The following is a 14557-nucleotide window of genomic DNA, read 5'->3' on the forward strand; positions in this document are numbered from 1 at the left end:
GACATCGATTTATTCAATATTAAAATTGATGGGATAATTATACAAACAACGTACAGGTTTTCCGCCTTTTAATGCCGGTTCCCAGTTTTTCTTGAATAATTTGAGTACACGAACCGCTTCGCCTTTCATGGTTTCGATTTGATCCGCTTCATTAATTTTTTCGTCTTGTGTAGCGATCTTCACGACATCGGTTTTGATGTAATCTTTCACAGTGATATGAAACGCTTTAATCTCAGTCATGCTGCCATCCGGTTCGATAATGAAGCTCGCAAAGATGGTAATTTTCTTATTTTTCACCGCCGGTGGAAATTTGAAATTATCACTGATAAACATCGAAAGCGTATAATTGCCTTCTTTGATTTGAGGTTTAAGATCAACTTCCGTTGAGCGATACGTTTTTTCAGTAGGTGTAGGAACTGTAGTTGTAGCAGTATCTTGCGCCGATACATGAATCGTAAAACCGAGTAATAAAATAAGTAATTGTTTCATGTTTGTTTAGTAAAGATTTCAAAAATAAAGAATTAATGGTTACGATTTATTTTTTTTGTCAATAAATTAGAATTGTTAGGTTTTATGAAGCAACAGAAAAAAACAACACGGATTTCACGGATTAACACGGATTAAATCTGTGCTAATCTGTGAAATCCGTGTTATATAAATTCTATTTACTCCACCAATTCTGCCTGATTTCTAAAAACCAATTTTCCATCAAACGCATCAATCAATACAATGCTGTCAGTCGCGATTTTACCAGCGAGAATTTCTTTCGACAATTCGTTGAGCACTTCTCTTTGAATCACACGTTTCACAGGTCGAGCTCCAAATTGCGGATCGTATCCTTTTTCTGAAAGATACTCAATGGCTTCCGGAGTGGCGTCCATCGTGATGCCTTGTAGGGCGAGCATTTTAGTGACACTTTTGAGTTGCAATCCGACGATTTGAACAATATCAGCATGGGTCAAAGGCGTAAACATCACAATCTCATCGATACGATTGATGAATTCTGGTCGAACCGTTTGTTTCAATAAGCCTAAGATTTCTACTTTCGCTGCTTCGGTTGCCGCTTCAATACCGCCTTTTAAATTCTCGAATTTCTCTTGTATGATTTGACTTCCCATATTCGAAGTCATGATGATAATCGTGTTTTTAAAATCGGCCAATCTTCCTTTGTTGTCGGTCAATCGTCCTTCGTCTAAAACTTGCAACAAAATATTGAAAGTATCGGGATGCGCTTTTTCGATCTCATCTAGCAAAATCACGGAATATGGTTTTCTTCTAACGGCTTCGGTCAATTGTCCACCTTCGTCATAGCCTACATAGCCCGGAGGCGCACCAACCAATCGACTCACACTGTGGCGTTCTTGGTATTCGCTCATGTCAATTCGGGTCATCGCATTTTCATCATCAAACAAATATTCGGCTAAAGCTTTGGCCAATTCGGTTTTTCCGACACCGGTAGTTCCTAAGAAAAGAAACGTTCCTACCGGTTTTTTCATGTCTTGCAAACCCGCGCGACTTCTGCGAACAGCATCGCTTACGGCCACAATAGCTTCTTCTTGACCGACTACACGTTTGTGCAATTCGCCTTCGAGTCGCAATAGTTTTTCTCTTTCGCCTTGCAGCATTTTTGTCACCGGAATGCCTGTCCATTTGGCTACGACTTCTGCGATATCTTCTCGGGTGACTTCTTCTTTTATCAACGAAGTTCCCGATTGATTTTCTAACAATTGTTTTTGTAAAACATCAAGTCGCTCTTGCGCTTCTTTGATTTTACCGTATCTGATTTCGGCCACTTTTCCATAATCGCCTTCGCGTTCGGCACGTTCGGCTTCGTATTTAAAATCTTCGATTTCGGTTTTGACGGCTTGGATATTATCGACTACATCTTTTTCCGATTTCCATTTGGCGAAGATTTCGTTGCGGCTTTCTTTTAAGTTCGCTAGTTCCATGCCTAGACCTTTGAGTTTGCTTTCGTCTTTTTCGCGTTTGATGGCTTCAATTTCAATTTCTAACTGCATGATTTTTCTATCGAAAGCGTCGAGTTCTTCGGGTTTAGAATTGATTTCCATGCGCAGTTTTGAAGCCGCTTCATCCATCAAGTCAATCGCTTTGTCTGGTAGAAAACGGTTGGTGATGTAGCGTTGCGATAATTCGACTGCGGCAATAATCGCATCGTCTTTGATCTGCACTTTGTGGTGCGTTTCGTATTTTTCTTTGATACCACGTAAAATCGAAATGGCACTTTCAGTATCGGGTTCATCGACCATAATCTTTTGAAATCGACGCTCTAAAGCTTTGTCTTTTTCGAAGTATTTTTGGTATTCGTCTAAAGTTGTGGCACCAATGGCTCTGAGTTCACCACGCGCTAAAGCAGGTTTTAAAATATTCGCGGCATCCATCGCGCCTTCGCCACCGCCCGCACCAACGAGTGTGTGGATTTCGTCAATGAATAAGACGATATCACCTTCTGCAGCTGTGACTTCTTTGACTACAGATTTGAGTCGTTCTTCAAATTCTCCTTTGTATTTGGCTCCGGCGATTAAGGCACCCATATCGAGTGAGAATACGATTTTGTCTTTGAGGTTATCGGGCACATCGCCATCAACTATTCTGTGTGCTAAACCTTCGGCAATGGCGGTTTTACCAACACCGGGTTCGCCGACCAACATCGGATTGTTTTTGGTACGTCGGGTCAGGATTTGCAATACACGACGGATTTCTTCATCACGACCAATAACCGGATCTAGTTTGCCGTTTTTGGCCAATTCGTTGAGGTTTCTGGCGTATTTATTTAATGCGTTGTAAGTTTCTTCGGCAGAAGCTGAAGTCACACGTTCGCCTTTTCGCAATTCGTCAATCGCAGTTTGCAACCCTTTTTCGGTGACGCCTTGGTCTTTTAAGATTTGGGCAACTTTACTTTTGGAAGCGAATATGGCTAGGATTAAATGTTCAATGGAAACGAATTCATCATTCATTTTTTTGGCGATGATTTCGGCTTCGTTTAAAGTCGTGTTGGCTGTTCTGGAAAGCATTACATCGCCGCCCGAAACTTTTGGAAAGCTTTGTAAGGTGCTGTCTAAGATTTGCAAAAACAACGGTACATTGACATTGAGTTTTTTCAATAGGAAAGGAGCAACGTTTTCATCGACTTCAAAAATGGCTTTGAAAAGATGTTCGTTTTCTATTTGTTGGTGCCCTAAACTTTGCGCCAACTGTTGCGATTGTTGAATCGCTTCTTGGGATTTGATTGTAAATTTAGATATGTTCATATTTTTGGGGTAATAGTTGTGTTTAATAATTAACTTTGCCGGCGATTCGTCAATAGTTATTCCAATGCTAAAATTAGGACAAAGTGTCTGTTTTCAAGGGTTTACAAACGACAATTTGACTTAAAACACGACAAAATGAGTATATTTTCTTCTTTATTTGGCTATTCTGAAAATGATAATAAATCCACTTCAAATGTGAATTGGATTTCGTTGGTTGATTTGGGACAATTGAATGAAATTATTACGCTTTCCGCAACGCAACCGGTTTTGATATTCAAACACAGTACTACTTGTGGTATTAGCAGAATGGCGATGAAGCAATTTGAAAGTCAGTTTGATTTGAATGATCGAGTGACATCTTATTATCTGGATTTGTTGTCGTATCGCGCTGTTTCAAATGAAGTTGCTGCGCGTTTTGGAGTGCAACATCAATCGCCGCAGTTGTTGTTGATTGAAGATGGAAAAGTGGTGTATGATGTTTCGCATGGCGACATTGATGTGGCGGATTTGCGAATGAAGTTAAGTTTGTAATTTTTTTTTGTTAGAGGTTGCTTCGCTCTGCGAGCTCGCAATGACGGTGGTTTTGATTGGTGATTATGTTAGGTTGAGGTTGCTTCGTGCTTTGCACTCGCAATGACAGATGGAGTTTGCGTTAGGGATAGGAGCATTGTTTGAGCTCTTTTTGCGCTGGCGTTCAGCGCAAAAAAGCGAGTGCGGATAGCCCGACCTTTAGGGAACGCCCAAAAAATATAAAAAATAAATCGGGACAAGGTGCTGCACTTTGTCCCGATTTTGTTTTATAAACGTTGCTTTAAATCAGTGTCGATTGGGAAGAATAGTAATTCGCCACTCAGCATTGATGGGATGATGAGTTGGTTGTTATCGATGATGAAATCTGCCGGGCCGGCGATGAGATTGGGAAGGTTGACGCGGGCTACTTTTGTGGAGGTTAAATCGACCGAAAGGATGAATCCTTTTTTCTCGAATGCCATCCAATTGCTCAGATACAGCACATCGTTTTTGATACAAATACCGTCGTAATAACCGGTTATGGCTGTGATTTGTGTGAAGGTGTTGTCTTTGAGATTGATGCATCCGAAGACGCCGTTGGGTTGGTTGTTGCTGCCGAATCCGTTGACGTAGAGTTTGTTGGATTTGGGCGCGCAGTACAATCCGTTGATGCCCGAAATGGTGGTGTTTAGTTTTACTTCTGTGAACGATTTGTTGGTTAGATCGACTTTGTAAAGTTTGCTCGTATCGGTGGCGGAAACGTATAAGGTGTTTTTGTCCCAGATGGCTATGTCGTTGAGGAAAGTGGTTTCTTGGCCGAAATTGATTTCGTAGATTTTGGTTCCAGTTTCGAGATTGATCGCTACAATGCGATTGATGTCGTTGATGAATAAGATGTCTTTGAAGACCGCCAAGCCTTTTGGTGCGTTGAGTGGCTCTTTTACAAACGAAGCGTCTAGGATTTTTCCTTTGCGGTCGAGTTTGGCAATTTGACCATCGCCGTCTTTGGCGCTTGGTTTGAGTTCGGTGCCGATATCGGCTACGTAAAGGAATTTGCCATCAGAAACCACGCTTTCGATGTGGTGGAAATTGTTGGCTTTTTTAGTGTCTTGAGCATTGGCGTTTGTGGCTGTTAATGCGCTGAATGCAAAACTGATTAGAAGTGATTTTTTCATGTGATTGGTTTTTAATATTTAAAATTGCTAATGTTTTTCTTGTAATTGAGGGTTGGTGTTGGTGAATTTTCTTTGGATGCTTTCTTCGTGGTGCTGCGTGTGAATGATGATAAAATAGAGCAGTTCTCTAACTGTAATGTTGCCCAAAGCAGGATGTGGACAGAAGTAAAGATCGAGTTGTTGATCAGACCAATTTTGAATGGCTTCTATCATTTTTTGTAGGGTTTCTTGGCCATCGAGGATTAGTTCATCTGAGTTGAAAATGGCGTTGGGTTCGGGGGTGAATTTCGATAGGTTTTTAGAGTTTGCTTCGCCTTTCAGGCTCGCAATGACGGTTTTGTATTCAACTTTTAGGGATTCGTATGAAACCGATGCTCTGTTGGCTAAACCATATTTTAAGCCTATGCTCGTTTTGGGCACGGAGAAGAATTTGGTTTGTTGCAGCAGTGATTTGTTGATGTGATCGAGGTTTTCATTGACGGACCATTTGCCGTCTTGATTGTTGTTGGTTAATTCGTTTGGAATTTTGCGAGCTGTTTCCCAAAGCGATTGGTGTGCGGCTGTAATTTGTGGGATGAGTGTTGTTTTATTCATAATTCATTGATGTTTAAAATATACCGATTGGTATATTATTGTTTAAAATTTTTTACTTTTTAAGGTTGAGAATGATGCGTTCGAGATATTCCATAGTGGTGTTGAGGGTGTTGGTTTTTCCGGTGAGTTTGCATTGCAATAAACTGCCTTGGATGAGTGCTATAAGCACACCGATAAATTCATCGACATTGACATCGGGTTTGATTTCGCCTGTTTCAATACCGATTTTGAGCTGTTTCTCTAGTGAGTTTCTCCAAAACAACATCGCATTGTTTGCTTTGGTTTTTAATTTAGGATGTGTGTCATCGGCTTCAGTTGCCGTATTGGTAATCGGACAACCCAAACTTAGAAATGACAATTGGCTATAATTGCGATAGGTTTCGGGATAAACCAAAAGTTTGTCAACAATAGCTGGTCGCTGATCCATCTGACTTTTGATGTAAAGGATTACTTTTTGAAAATTATAATCGAAAGCTTCTAGTGCTACATCGTCTTTGCTTTCAAAGTTACCATAAATGCTTCCTTTGGTTAAGCCGGTTGCGACCATCAAGTCATTAATCGATGTGCCGCAATATCCTTTAGCATTGAATATCGGCGCTGTTTTTTCGATAATGAATTGTTTGGTACGTTCTGCTTTTGAAGCCATTTCGTTGTATTTGCATACAAATATAAATAATATACCAATTGGTATATTGTTTTTTATAATTATTTTTCGATAATTGGATGGATTGAATGATGTTAAAATTTAATGCAAACAATTTCCGTTTTTACTTTAATTCTGAAAACTAAAACTGCAATTCTATAACAGCCTAGGTTAGTCATAGCAATACATTTGCATCATACATTTTACTAATCAAATTTGAACTATCATGAAAAAGATCCTTTTTGCCCTAGCTATCTTTGGTTTCGCTTCAGTTTCGGGACAAGTCACCAAAACTACAACCGTTGTTACTGCTCCGGTCCAGACTCATACAGAAATTAAAACGGTACCTAATCAGGAAAGAGTCATCATTACGGAGCCGGTCAGAACAGAGACAACCATTAAAAAGGTTCCCGGTCAAAATGCGGTGGTGACCAAGAAGAAAGTAATTGTTAAAAAGCGGGTTGCGTACCGCAGAAATGGTAGCCGTCACGTAGTCAAAAAAACAGTAATTAAACCTGCGGCAACCATTGAGACTAAGATTTCTGCAGAGTAATATTAAAAAATAAAGAATCCCCGTATTGGGGATTTTTGCTTTAAAACCTTTAGTGCAAACTCACAACTCTAACAATTTTCCACGTCTTATTTTCAGATTTCCAAATGACCATAAAACGACCCGTTTTTGAAATGGCGTTGGGTTCAGCACTGTTGTGAAATTTGTGCAAGCCAATTTCAATCGCACCAAAGTCTTTGATGGGATATACTTCGATACTGCCTTCAACCAATTCGCGTGTGACTTTTCCGCAAACATTTTTTTTGGTGGCAGCAATGATATCGGGTTTAGAAGTCATGAGTCCACCTTTGTCGTGGTAGAATTCGATGTTGTCTGAAAAATAGGCGGCGTAAGTGTCGAGGTTTTTTTCACAAGTATTGTAAGCGCCAAAGAACATGGAATCTGCATGAACGATTTCTTGGTATAGTTCGGGATTGTCGGGTTTGTAATTTTTGGTAAGTTGATAATTGTTGTGTTGCGTGGGTGAGCAGCCTATTAGAGTCAGTATAAGCCCGATCGGAATGATTGTTTTGAAAGCCATGATTTTGATTTTTGATGATTGATGTAATGTTAGTAGGGTTGTGTGTTGATTCGTTACATGTCCTAAATTCTTGCTCAAAACATAAGGTTGATTATGCACCATCGTAATTAATATTGAAACGTTTTTGGACTGTCGAAAATCAGTAATTTGGATAAAACCTAAGTGCTGAAATCGTAATAGGTGGATGCTTTGAACCTATCTATTGATGTATACAGGGATTTGGGTGGTGGTTGGAAATAGTGTAGTGTTGAAAAAAAGCCGGATCGATAGTACGGCTTTTTTGTTGGTTGATGATGAAAATTTTTTCTTTAACTCGTTGGGTGTAATTTCTTTTTATTTTTCAATCACATAGAAACATAGTTTTTATCAAAATTATCAAGACACTTCATTTTATCATAGCAAATCCTAATTATGTGAACCAGTAATTGGTCTCTAAAATTCTTTTTTTTCTATGCTTCTATGTGGTTTTTTTGGAAATTTTTAATTTCTATTAATTTTATTCTTTAATTAGTTTTTGTGTTTTAAAACCATCCAAAGTGACCATATAAGTTCCTGACGGCAAAGTACTGATTTCAATTGGTGCGTTAGATGGCACTGCAAAATGCATCACAGCTTGACCTAGCATATTATAGATGATTCCTTTACCGGAATTGATATTATGAAAATACAGTTGGTCTTTTGCCGGATTAGGATACAATAAAGATTGGTCTTTAACATTGGAATTGCTTTTTAGCGTATTATTAATTTTAGTCAAATACGGAAAATAGGAAGGTGCACTGTAAGCAAATTGCCCGAAGTTAGTATCGCCGTAACCCATACCACTCGCATAAATAGCTCCGTTGCTATCAACACTGATGCCGTCTACACGATCATCCCAAGTGCCGCCACCGGTAATGACTTGTTGAATGGTTCCATCAGAATCATATTGCAGGATTGCGGCATCGTCACTATTTCCGGGAATATCACTCAAAATAGAATTGCCCCAATTGATGGTTCTCGATGTTGCGCCACCAACATAAATTTTACCGGTATTATCCAACGCCAGAAAATTTCGATTGCCGAGACTGACCGCTCCAAATCCGTTGCCGGGTACTTCGCGAACCCATTGAAATTCGCCATTGGCATTAAGCTTTGTCAGAAAAAAATCGCCAAAGGAATTACTATCAGGGCCTTCGGCAGTTAAATCACCAAAAGCAAAAGCACCGAAAAGGTAGGAGCAAAAATAAACCTCATCAGGTGTTCTTGCAACTACCATTGGCGCCGGACAGGTAAGATCTTCAACATATTTAACCCATTGGTATTGTCCTGTCGCATTATATTTTACGATGTAGGTATTATAAAACAAATTCGTAGGTGCATTTACACCTGCATAAGTTGAATTGCTTGATGCGCAAGCACCGGCACCGTATATGTTTTTCTCGGTATCGATGGCTAGTGAAGTGAGGCGTGTGTGGGCTTGATTAATAGTACTTAAAATAGTGCCGTCAGGAGCAATTTTTTGAATGTAAACGTCATCATAATTGTCAAATGCAATATAGCAATTGTTTGTATCAGCATCAATAACTAGCGCTTCAGCATGTTCGATAAACGGATCGATGGTGTTTAGCGCAAGGTGCCATAATAAATTGCCATCAGCATCAAATTTGAGTAATAATGGTTGAATACCTTGTTGCAGGGTACTTAAGGTCAAACTGCCAATGGTGATGGTTTCTACATAACCAACCAACATCAGGATATTGCCCTGCGAATCCGATTTGATATTGTATACTTGAGCATGGCCTTCGATAGTTTTAGAAAAAAGCAGGTTGCCGTTGGCGGTGTATTTAGTCAAAAATAAATGTCCAAACACGGTTCCGTAAAGGTATTTATGATCTTGATAACCCGCCACATAAACATGATCAAACGGATCGACGGTATTCGGATAGCCAATCAAAGTTGGATTGGCATCAAAAGCAATCGGTGGCGTTTTGAACCATTCAAAAGATTGCGCCTGACAAATTAGAGTAAATAGGGTGAGGCAAAAAGGAATTGTTTTTTTCATAGCGTTATTTATTAATGTAATACTCAGCTGAAAACCAAACGTTTCAGTAAAGCAAATTTATAAATTAATATATGCTATGGTTGGTTTTTGAGGTACGAAAAAGTATACTTTTGGTAGACAAAATGGAGGTTTAGGTTGCTTCGCCTTGGAGGCTCGTAATGTTGGTTTTGATTGTACTTTATTGGATTATTTGAAGGCACCAATCGCTTTGTCTTGGATTTTGCTAAACAATAGTACCATCGTTATCGCGCCAATTGTTGCGAAAAGCATGTCAGACTGCGTGTCCCAGACATAACCTTGTGTGCCTAAAAAAGCATCACCTCCGTCGCCTGTAGTAATTGAAACGCCCCACTCAATCCATTCATAAGCAGCGCTAATGGCGAGACATATCGATACAATGATAAAGTTGAAAAAGGCTTGATTGGCTACCACCTTTTTGCGAACAAACAATTCGCGGACAACCATGGCAGGAACGAAGCCTTGCGCAAAATGCCCAACCTTATCATAATTGTTGCGTGATTGGTGGAAAGTATCTTTAATCCAGTCGAATAACGGCACTTCGGCATAAGTATAATGACCGCCGACAAACAAGATAATGCAGTGCAAAAGAATAAATGCATAAGTAAAGTTTGTAAATGCAAAACGTTTGTAGGTTAACGTTAAAACTACAAAACCAATTAGCGCAGGAACCACTTCGAGAAACCAAGTGAAATATTCTTTGGGATGAATGGCGGAAAGGAGTAATGTTATGAAGAAGATTGCGGTGTATAAGGTGATGGTTTTGGTCATGTTTTGAAGATAATTATTGGCCCAAATTGTTTGCAATCATTTTTTTAATCAAAACGATTTGCCCTAAATGATAATAGCTATGTTCAATCATGCCGTCAATGTTGCGTTGGTAGGTTCCGTACTTTTCATCAACGAAGACTTGGTCTAATTTTTCATCGGGCATTTGTTCAATTAAAGAAGCGAATGTTTCGGCATCATGCCACAGCTTTGATAAAAAGGTTTCCCATTCACTTTGTGAAGTAATCGCCGAAAAATCGAAACTAAATTGGTCTTTGATGTCGAGTGTTCCGCCTTTAAAGACTTGATTGATACCGTTGATATAATAATGGATATGTTGCGCTAAAATAGCAATGGTGTTTAAAGATTTCAATTGGGTGGTTGCGATTTCCCAATGTAGGTTTTGCAATTGGTCTTTAAAATTGGTGTTGGCGACCCAAGTTCCATTGAGAAGAACTTCTCTAAAGCGTTTCGCTATTTGATGCGTTTTTTCCATTTGTTTTTATAATGCAGATGATACAAATAAGCACTATTGCAACTTAGCAATTGCAATCATTAGCTGTTACCACAGAAATCAATGAAAACCTGCGTTATTCCTTTTGATTAAAATAAGCAACGCCCATCCAAACTAAGCCCAAGCCAACTCCTAAAGTTGCTGAAAGCTGAATGGTGTCATATATAAATCCGATAACCAGCCCGATGATCACACAGCAAAAAAACACCATTAGGGCTTGTATAAAACCTTTTTTCTTTGTTTCGTTAAGTGCCTTTGAAAAAAAACTTTCCTTTGCTTCTTTATTTTCCATGTTTGTATGTTTTAAATGTTAGTCTACTGTTGTTTCATTTGCATAAAACGAATATAGGAAAAAAACTTTTGCAATAAGCTAAAAATTTGTGATGCAGTTAGTTATTATAGGAAGTTTTGTTTACCAAAATGATATCATATTGGTTTGATCATTACCGCGATACTATTTTCAGAACCTTCAACGACTTAAATACAAAAAAAAAGCCGCTATTGCTAACGGCTTCTATGCTTTATTTTAGGATTAGTTATGATGCGGTCCGTCGTGCATATGACAACCGCCACCAATATGCTCGTGCAATTGAGTAGCGAGCCCATTGTTACCGTCGGTATCGTCAGGGCCAATTTCGATAGTACCATTACCGTTTCCATCTACGGCCGTGCCTAAATCGATGTGGCTAAAGATTTCGTTGAGGTCGAAGTTGAATATAAGATCATAAGTACCATTAGCAATCACTAAGTTTTGATCGGTATCTTCATAATCTATTTTTAATTTTTCATTGAGATTATGCCAAAAGACAAAAGGTGTACCGTTGATTGTGCCGGTAACTTCCACTGTTTTGTTATAGATTGGCGAAGTTGATACCAGACTTGGACTTAATTTAAACTCTACTTCCTCATAAGTTCCGTTTGGAACTGTTAATGTAGTCACAGGAAGGGTTTGGTTTAACAAGTCAAATTCCCATGGACCTTGAAGTTCTGTTGTGTCATCACTATTGAAAAAGTTGTGGTCATTATCGCCATCCATGTGCCCATTGTCATGCCCGTTGTGCTCATGATGTTCGTGGTTTCCTGTTTCATCAGCTACTTCGAATTCGATTTCCCTGATGTTGACTTTAAAACTGGTAATGTCAATCGCATCGTTTAACCGACCAGCAGTAGGTACGTATGTTGCGCGTGCGCTGATTTGCATAGTGCTACCGGTACTACTGCTACTGTTACTGTCGCTCGAACAAGAAGCCATTGCGAAAAGTAGGGTAGTGGCGGCAATAAGTGTCTTTAAGTTTTTCATAATTGTATAATTTTAAGTGGTTAAGTAATGTAGTATTAACAGACCTGAGTAAGTAAACCCTACATGCAACAATGTTAATTTTTAATATAACAATGATTACTTGTAAATTTAAGAATAGCAACAACCATGAGGGTTACATCGACAATAGGAAAAGTTATAAAATTAAAAGCACAACCTCAGTGCCTCAGAACCTCAGAACCTTAGCACCTTTTTCAAAAAAAAATCCTTAATTTCGTTCTGACTGATTTTCAATCCGTTGCCAACTAAAAACTAAACAACCATGAAAAAATTAACCGCATTATTAATTCTGACTCTATCTATTTTTAATGCTTCCCACGCACAAGTCACTTTGGGAGGCACGACATTACAACAAACCGTAGTCGCATCAAATCTCAATGTGCCGTGGGACATGGTTTACGGACCCGATGGATGGATCTGGTTTACGGAATTGAGCGGTAACATTAAAAGAATGAATCCGGATACTTATCAAATGCAACAGGTTTTTGCGATTGGCGATGTGGCACTTTTTGGTTTTAGTGTAGGATTGCATTCGATGGTCATGCATCCCGATTTTAACACGAATCATTATTTGTATGTGCATTATGCTTACACGACAACGGCTTCAAAAATTGTTAGGTACGAGTATGATGTTGCCAACAATACTCTGATCAATCCCACCATTATTCTTGGAAATATCTTAGCGGGAGTTTCCCATAACGGGTCGAGAATGGTGATTTTAGATGATAAGTTGTTTATCACTTTAGGCGATACTTATAATGCTCCGGCACTGGCTCAGAATTTAAATTCTATCAACGGCAAAGTGCTTAGGATGAATTTAGATGGTAGCATTCCAGCCGATAATCCCATACCGAATAGTTTAATCTGGTCTTTTGGTCATAGAAATCCACAAGGATTGTGTTACGGAAATGGTAGACTCTATAGTTCTGAGCATGGCACGGGTAACAATGATGAGATTAATATCATTGAAGAAAACAGAAATTATGGCTGGTCAACCGTTGAAGGTGTCTGCAACACTGCTGCTGAAATCACTTTCTGCACCGCCAATAATGTGAAAGAACCGATTTGGAGTTGGTCGCCATCGATAGCGCCTTGTGGTTTGGATATCTACCAAAATGAAGCCATCCCTGAATGGAATAACTCGTTGTTATTAGCCGTTTTAAAAGACAAAAAATTACTCCAGTTGAAACTCAATGATGATGGATCACAAATTGTGCAGCAGACTGCAATCATTACTAACACCTACGGAAGACTGCGCGATGTTCTCGTGATTCCTGATGGACGTGTTTTTATATGCACTTCTAACCGAGATTATACAGGAACTCCGATTGCAACAGACGACAGGATTATTGAAATAAAAAACAGCGCTTTAGGGATAACTCATTTTGGCGATGATACTAAAACTTCGGTATATCCGGTGCCGTCAGATCACATGCTTTTTATTGAATCAGCCACTAATGTTGGGTTTGTTTCGATATTTGATGGAAATGGAAAAGAAGTATACTCCGGGAAGTATTCTAATAAGGTTGATGTGAGCGCACTTACTTCAGGGATGTATTATTTGCAATTGATGGATGCGGATAAAAGAGTAGTGGATAAGAAGAAGATTTTGATTAAATAAGGTTGCTTCGCCGTGCAGGCAGGCAATGACAGTGGTTTATAGAAACTCTCGATTGCTTTGGTGATTGGGAGTTTTTTGTGTTTTTTAATTGGGTGTTGATTATCAAGAACTGCAATTCCACACTGTCGGCTCTAATTATATATGTTTAATGAGAAAATAAGGCAATACCGATTTCAAAAAGGATTAGAATAATAATCACCCATTCTAAACGAGAACTTTCTCGAACATTCAATACATCGGTAAACAAAGTTAAATTATCTTCTATAATCTGTAGGCGATAATCGATATCCTTAAATCGCGTATTGATCTCAAAATTAGCTTTGAGTTGCCGGTTTAATATGTTGAGTTCTTCGTTGTCCCAAACCAGATTGGGATCATCCAGAATGTATAAATTATCAATGATGCTGTTTTTTACATTGAGTACTTTTCCGATGTATTTGAGTAGATTGGTTTTAGAAATAGACAGTTTCCCACGGCGTTCTAATTCTAAAATATAGTGTTTGGACGACGTAATCATTTCGTCTGTCAAGACTTCATAATATTCTAAAGCTACCGATTGACCTGTGTTTAGCGTAATGATACGCATCAACGATGGTGTTATGGCAGATACGGTAACAAAATTGTTTTTTACGATACTGCTGCTGAGTTGTGCATTGATTTCTATTTGGTATTGTTCAAATAAAGGAGTTTCAATAAGGGTGGTGGTATATTTTTTGGCAAATGCCATCAATGCTGTTTTGGCTAGCGCATCATAATTAGCCAATACAATAACACCATAATCAAACACGTAGAGATACTGGTTTGTTTCGGCAAATACATAAAAAACTTCGGATTGCGTACCAAAGTACTCCTCAGTATGAAAGTCTTCTCTAAACTTCTTGATATTGAAAGATTCCGCAATTTGAAGTGCTTCTATTTTTATTGGCATGGTGCAGTATTTACTACAAAGATATTAAAATTGCCTTTTGATTAAAGTATAGTTTATCAGTTGATTT

15 protein-coding genes are annotated in these 14557 nt (G+C 38.8%); 3 read left to right on the top strand and 12 right to left on the bottom strand.

Going from position 1 to position 14557, the window contains the following annotated elements; translation table 11 throughout:
• Positions 1–9 precede the first annotated feature (9 nt).
• Both RMO03_RS04920 and clpB read right to left on the bottom strand, forming a co-directional pair.
• A complete protein-coding gene (locus RMO03_RS04920) occupies positions 10–489 on the bottom strand; it encodes a hypothetical protein (protein ID WP_309640975.1) in 480 nt (159 codons plus the stop codon).
• 176 nt (positions 490–665) lie between these two features.
• Positions 666–3269 (bottom strand): ATP-dependent chaperone ClpB, encoded by a 2604-nt coding sequence (clpB, locus tag RMO03_RS04925; protein ID WP_309640976.1) that lies wholly within the window; start codon positions 3267–3269, stop codon positions 666–668.
• 135 nt (positions 3270–3404) lie between these two features.
• On the opposite strand from clpB, the gene ytxJ reads away from it, so the two are divergent.
• Positions 3405–3800 (top strand): bacillithiol system redox-active protein YtxJ, encoded by a 396-nt coding sequence (gene ytxJ / locus RMO03_RS04930; RefSeq protein ID WP_309640977.1) that lies wholly within the window; start codon positions 3405–3407, stop codon positions 3798–3800.
• Between the two features lie 266 nt (positions 3801–4066).
• Here the strand turns inward: ytxJ and RMO03_RS04935 are convergent, their stop codons facing one another.
• The 3 genes from RMO03_RS04935 to RMO03_RS04945 are packed head-to-tail and all read right to left on the bottom strand — an operon-like array spanning position 4067 to position 6194.
• Positions 4067–4954 (bottom strand): hypothetical protein, encoded by an 888-nt coding sequence (locus RMO03_RS04935; protein ID WP_309640978.1) that lies wholly within the window; start codon positions 4952–4954, stop codon positions 4067–4069.
• 27 nt (positions 4955–4981) lie between these two features.
• Positions 4982–5548: a DinB family protein gene (locus RMO03_RS04940; RefSeq protein ID WP_309640979.1), complete on the bottom strand. Its 567-nt coding sequence runs from the start codon at positions 5546–5548 to the stop codon at positions 4982–4984.
• Positions 5549–5600: 52 nt separating this feature from the next.
• Positions 5601–6194 carry a TetR/AcrR family transcriptional regulator gene (locus RMO03_RS04945; protein WP_309640980.1) on the bottom strand — a complete coding sequence of 198 codons (594 nt, stop codon included), beginning with the start codon at positions 6192–6194 and terminating at the stop codon, positions 5601–5603.
• A gap of 223 nt (positions 6195–6417) precedes the next feature.
• On the opposite strand from RMO03_RS04945, the gene RMO03_RS04950 reads away from it, so the two are divergent.
• Positions 6418–6744, top strand: a complete 327-nt coding sequence (locus RMO03_RS04950; RefSeq protein WP_309640981.1) for a hypothetical protein — start codon at positions 6418–6420, stop codon at positions 6742–6744.
• A gap of 49 nt (positions 6745–6793) precedes the next feature.
• On the opposite strand, the gene RMO03_RS04955 is transcribed toward RMO03_RS04950, so the two are convergent.
• The 6 genes from RMO03_RS04955 to RMO03_RS04980 form a co-directional block, all read right to left on the bottom strand.
• Positions 6794–7384 carry a nuclear transport factor 2 family protein gene (locus tag RMO03_RS04955; RefSeq protein WP_309640982.1) on the bottom strand — a complete coding sequence of 197 codons (591 nt, stop codon included), beginning with the start codon at positions 7382–7384 and terminating at the stop codon, positions 6794–6796.
• 394 nt (positions 7385–7778) lie between these two features.
• On the bottom strand, positions 7779–9323 hold the full coding sequence (locus RMO03_RS04960) for a T9SS type A sorting domain-containing protein (RefSeq protein WP_309640983.1): 1545 nt from the start codon (positions 9321–9323) through the stop codon (positions 7779–7781).
• Positions 9324–9509: 186 nt separating this feature from the next.
• Positions 9510–10112 (bottom strand): DUF2238 domain-containing protein, encoded by a 603-nt coding sequence (locus RMO03_RS04965; RefSeq protein ID WP_309640984.1) that lies wholly within the window; start codon positions 10110–10112, stop codon positions 9510–9512.
• A gap of 13 nt (positions 10113–10125) precedes the next feature.
• Entirely contained in the window at positions 10126–10605 is a 480-nt protein-coding gene (locus tag RMO03_RS04970) for a DUF1572 domain-containing protein (protein WP_309640985.1), read from the bottom strand.
• 94 nt (positions 10606–10699) lie between these two features.
• Positions 10700–10915, bottom strand: coding sequence for a hypothetical protein (locus tag RMO03_RS04975; RefSeq protein ID WP_309640986.1), 216 nt, complete (start codon positions 10913–10915; stop codon positions 10700–10702).
• Positions 10916–11155: 240 nt separating this feature from the next.
• Positions 11156–11923: a DUF4382 domain-containing protein gene (locus tag RMO03_RS04980; protein WP_309640987.1), complete on the bottom strand. Its 768-nt coding sequence runs from the start codon at positions 11921–11923 to the stop codon at positions 11156–11158.
• A gap of 280 nt (positions 11924–12203) precedes the next feature.
• On the opposite strand from RMO03_RS04980, the gene RMO03_RS04985 reads away from it, so the two are divergent.
• Positions 12204–13562 (top strand): PQQ-dependent sugar dehydrogenase, encoded by a 1359-nt coding sequence (locus RMO03_RS04985; protein WP_309640988.1) that lies wholly within the window; start codon positions 12204–12206, stop codon positions 13560–13562.
• 145 nt (positions 13563–13707) lie between these two features.
• On the opposite strand, the gene RMO03_RS04990 is transcribed toward RMO03_RS04985, so the two are convergent.
• Positions 13708–14490, bottom strand: a complete 783-nt coding sequence (locus RMO03_RS04990; RefSeq protein WP_309640989.1) for an RMD1 family protein — start codon at positions 14488–14490, stop codon at positions 13708–13710.
• Positions 14491–14557: the final 67 nt, after the last annotated feature.

Source organism: Flavobacterium sp. (assembly GCF_031411595.1).
In the GTDB taxonomy this organism is placed as follows: domain Bacteria; phylum Bacteroidota; class Bacteroidia; order Flavobacteriales; family Flavobacteriaceae; genus Flavobacterium.

Bases quoted from the DNA above. Each gene is read 5' to 3' on its own strand.
- RMO03_RS04920 (WP_309640975.1), bottom strand. From the start codon at position 489: ATGAAACAATTACTTATTTTATTACTCGGTTTTACGATTCATGTATCG.
- clpB (WP_309640976.1), bottom strand. From the start codon at position 3,269: ATGAACATATCTAAATTTACAATCAAATCCCAAGAAGCGATTCAACAA.
- ytxJ (WP_309640977.1), top strand. From the start codon at position 3,405: ATGAGTATATTTTCTTCTTTATTTGGCTATTCTGAAAATGATAATAAA.
- RMO03_RS04935 (WP_309640978.1), bottom strand. From the start codon at position 4,954: ATGAAAAAATCACTTCTAATCAGTTTTGCATTCAGCGCATTAACAGCC.
- RMO03_RS04940 (WP_309640979.1), bottom strand. From the start codon at position 5,548: ATGAATAAAACAACACTCATCCCACAAATTACAGCCGCACACCAATCG.
- RMO03_RS04945 (WP_309640980.1), bottom strand. From the start codon at position 6,194: ATGGCTTCAAAAGCAGAACGTACCAAACAATTCATTATCGAAAAAACA.
- RMO03_RS04950 (WP_309640981.1), top strand. From the start codon at position 6,418: ATGAAAAAGATCCTTTTTGCCCTAGCTATCTTTGGTTTCGCTTCAGTT.
- RMO03_RS04955 (WP_309640982.1), bottom strand. From the start codon at position 7,384: ATGGTGCATAATCAACCTTATGTTTTGAGCAAGAATTTAGGACATGTA.
- RMO03_RS04960 (WP_309640983.1), bottom strand. From the start codon at position 9,323: ATGAAAAAAACAATTCCTTTTTGCCTCACCCTATTTACTCTAATTTGT.
- RMO03_RS04965 (WP_309640984.1), bottom strand. From the start codon at position 10,112: ATGACCAAAACCATCACCTTATACACCGCAATCTTCTTCATAACATTA.
- RMO03_RS04970 (WP_309640985.1), bottom strand. From the start codon at position 10,605: ATGGAAAAAACGCATCAAATAGCGAAACGCTTTAGAGAAGTTCTTCTC.
- RMO03_RS04975 (WP_309640986.1), bottom strand. From the start codon at position 10,915: ATGGAAAATAAAGAAGCAAAGGAAAGTTTTTTTTCAAAGGCACTTAAC.
- RMO03_RS04980 (WP_309640987.1), bottom strand. From the start codon at position 11,923: ATGAAAAACTTAAAGACACTTATTGCCGCCACTACCCTACTTTTCGCA.
- RMO03_RS04985 (WP_309640988.1), top strand. From the start codon at position 12,204: ATGAAAAAATTAACCGCATTATTAATTCTGACTCTATCTATTTTTAAT.
- RMO03_RS04990 (WP_309640989.1), bottom strand. From the start codon at position 14,490: ATGCCAATAAAAATAGAAGCACTTCAAATTGCGGAATCTTTCAATATC.